The sequence below is a fragment of the Paraburkholderia tuberum STM678 genome, assembly GCF_902833905.1.
In the GTDB taxonomy this organism is placed as follows: domain Bacteria; phylum Pseudomonadota; class Gammaproteobacteria; order Burkholderiales; family Burkholderiaceae; genus Paraburkholderia; species Paraburkholderia tuberum.
The window spans coordinates 1-2630 of sequence record NZ_CADFGP010000149.1; the positions used below are offsets into that span (position 1 = coordinate 1).

The 2630-nt window shown below is 60.4% G+C and carries 3 protein-coding genes; all 3 read left to right on the forward strand.

The features are described 5' to 3' along the window. The first annotated feature begins 84 nt into the window (after positions 1-84). The 3 genes from HWY30_RS40580 to tnpC are packed head-to-tail and all read left to right on the forward strand — an operon-like array spanning position 85 to position 2561. On the forward strand, positions 85-618 hold the full coding sequence (locus HWY30_RS40580) for a transposase (RefSeq protein ID WP_090810131.1): 534 nt from the start codon (positions 85-87) through the stop codon (positions 616-618). Next, positions 594-950 (forward strand): IS66 family insertion sequence element accessory protein TnpB, encoded by a 357-nt coding sequence (gene tnpB / locus HWY30_RS40585; RefSeq protein WP_167368694.1) that lies wholly within the window; start codon positions 594-596, stop codon positions 948-950. The genes HWY30_RS40580 and tnpB overlap by 25 nt, the downstream gene beginning before the upstream one ends. A gap of 30 nt (positions 951-980) precedes the next feature. Next, on the forward strand, positions 981-2561 hold the full coding sequence (gene tnpC / locus HWY30_RS40590; RefSeq protein WP_090806476.1) for an IS66 family transposase: 1581 nt from the start codon (positions 981-983) through the stop codon (positions 2559-2561). The last annotated feature ends 69 nt before the right edge of the window (positions 2562-2630 follow it).

Sequence of the window (2630 nt, forward strand, 5' to 3'; positions counted from 1 at the left end):
TCGTAAGCGGTCCATCTTCGACGTCTATCGGCTGGCGGCATGAGCGAGGAGCATTGGTGTCCACCTACGTGGAGGTGGACACCTATGGCTGGCAATGACTCAGAGTTAAGAGTAGTTCGTCTAAGCCGCGACGGGCGCCGTCGCTATGACGAAAACGGTAAGCGCGCGCTGGTCGAGGCTGCATTGCGCCCGGGCGTGTCGGTAGCCCGTCTGGCACAGGAGCATGGGATCAACGCCAACCTGCTGCGCAAATGGACTACGAAGTACCTGATGGAGCGTGAGAAAGGCATCTCATTGGCATCGCTGAAGGACGACGCCGACGAGCGCGCCCCATCACCACCCGCAGTCGAAGTAATGGATGGCAAAGCCATCGATATGCCGGATTCACGTAAGCGGACCGCGCCGGCAGAATCCTCCTCTGCATTTGTTCCTGTCGTGTCACTACCACCGGCACTGCCGCCACCACCCGTATCTCCGGCACCGCCGATGACGCTCTCACTGCATGTATGTCTGTCGAACGGCGTGGAGCTCGATCTCAGTGCAGCGAGCATCGACGAGCTGAGCACCGTGGTCCAGATGTTCCGGAGGATGCCGTGTTCCGGTTCGACGAAAAGCTGACGGTATACCTGCACCGCGATCCCGTCGACTTCCGGTACGGAATGAACAGTCTGTCGATTCTCGTCGAACAGGCGATGCGCCTGAATCCGATGGATTCCTCGCTCTACGTTTTTACCAACCGGCGATGCGATCGCGTCAAGATCCTGGGCTGGCAGCACAACGGTTTCTGGCTGATGCTCAAGAGACTCGAGGCCAATGATCGCTTCGTCTGGCCTGACAGCAAAACCGAAGTCGTGACGTTGACCGTCGATCTGCTGCACTGGCTTCTCGAAGGTGCCGACATTGCTGCTCTTCAGCGGCATCCGAAACGCCACTATGCTCGCGTGAGTTGAACACGGCATCGGCGTGCCGGTCTAAGTGGCATGCCGATCAACGTGACCATCGACGCTGACGAACTCAGGGCGCTCCTCGCGATACGTGAGGAGCACGACGCCCTTCAGTCAGAGCGTGACGGGTTACGCAGCGCACTGCGTCTCGTGACTGCGGAGCGCGACCTGGCCGAGGAACGACTGCGCGCTTACCGGCGCGAGCTGTTCGGCGCGAAGAGCGAAGCGCGAGCCTCGGATCAGCCCGGTCTGTTCAATGAAGCCGAAGTGCTCGGCACGAACGCAACACCCGCGCAGGAAGATACTCCCGAAACCACGATCGCAGCGCACACGCGCAAGAAGCGCGGTCATCGCAAACCGCTCGATCCCAGTCTGCCGCGCGAAGTCGTTCGGCACGAACTTCCCGAAGCCGAACGCTTCTGCAACCACGACGGCCATGCACTCGTCGAGATCGGCGTCGAAACGAGCGAGCAGCTCGACGTGATCCCCGAACAGCTTCGCGTCATCCAGCACCAGCGCGTCAAGTATGCCTGCCCGTGCTGCGATCTTGGCATCAAGGTCACGCCGGCGCCGCTGCGCATCATCCCGCGTGGACTGCTGACGGAATCGGCACTCGCGTGGGTCGCCACCGGCAAGTATCAGTTCGGCATGCCGATCTATCGTCAGGCTGGCCTGCTGCGACGCTTCGGTGGCGACATCTCGTCGAACACGCTCGCCGCGAGCATGGTCCGCGTCGGTCTCGCGACGCAGCCCGTTATCAACCTGATGCGCGACGCGTTGCTCGATGCTGACGTGATCTACTGCGACGAGACGACGTTCCAGGTCCTGAAGGAAGAAGGGCGCAAGCCGCAAACGAAAAGCTATCTCTGGGCGCAAATGACCGCATCGGGAACGCCCATCCGCTGTTTCGCCTATACGGCTGGTCGCGGCGCGAAGCTGGCCGACAAACTGTTCGCCGGCATTCGCAAGGGTGCAGTTCTGATGACCGACGGATACGAGCCCTACAACGGCATCGCGCAACAGTATCAGCTCGTGCATCTCGGATGCTGGGCTCATGCGAGACGGTATCTGGTCAAGGCCGAAGATAACGTGCCCAAGGCGGCCCGCTCCCCCGATCTGCTCGCCACACGCTTCATCAAACTGATTGGCAAGCTGTTCGCAGCGGAGGCGCGCAGTGAAACGTGGCCGGCTGAACGACGACAGCGATTGCGACGACGATACAGTGCACGCGTGCTGGATGCCATCGAAAAGCTGATGCTTGAACAGTTGCCCGGCGTCGTGCCGCAAAGTTTACTCGGCAAGGCGCTGACCTATCTGCATGGGCAGTGGCCCAAGCTGATCCGATACGTCGAGAACGGCATCTGGCCCATATCGAACAATCCCTGCGAAAATTCCATTCGTCCGTTTGTCGTCGCACGCAAAAGCTTCCTGTTTGCCGATACAGTTGCTGGCGCACATGCGAGTGCGAATCTTTATTCGCTGGTCGAGTCAGCAAAAGCCAACGGCATCGACCCGTACGGCTACCTCACCTGGCTGTTCCAACGTCTGCCACTGGCGAAGACCGTCGACGACTACGACGCGCTGTTGCCGTGGAAGATGCCCGCCAATCTCCGCTGACCCTTCTTCCTACCACACAACTTACGCCTCAGAGCACCTCTGAGTGGCGTCGTTGGTGGACCGCATACG

Bases quoted from the DNA above. Each gene is read 5' to 3' on its own strand.
- HWY30_RS40580 (WP_090810131.1), top strand. From the start codon at position 85: ATGGCTGGCAATGACTCAGAGTTAAGAGTAGTTCGTCTAAGCCGCGAC.
- tnpC (WP_090806476.1), top strand. From the start codon at position 981: ATGCCGATCAACGTGACCATCGACGCTGACGAACTCAGGGCGCTCCTC.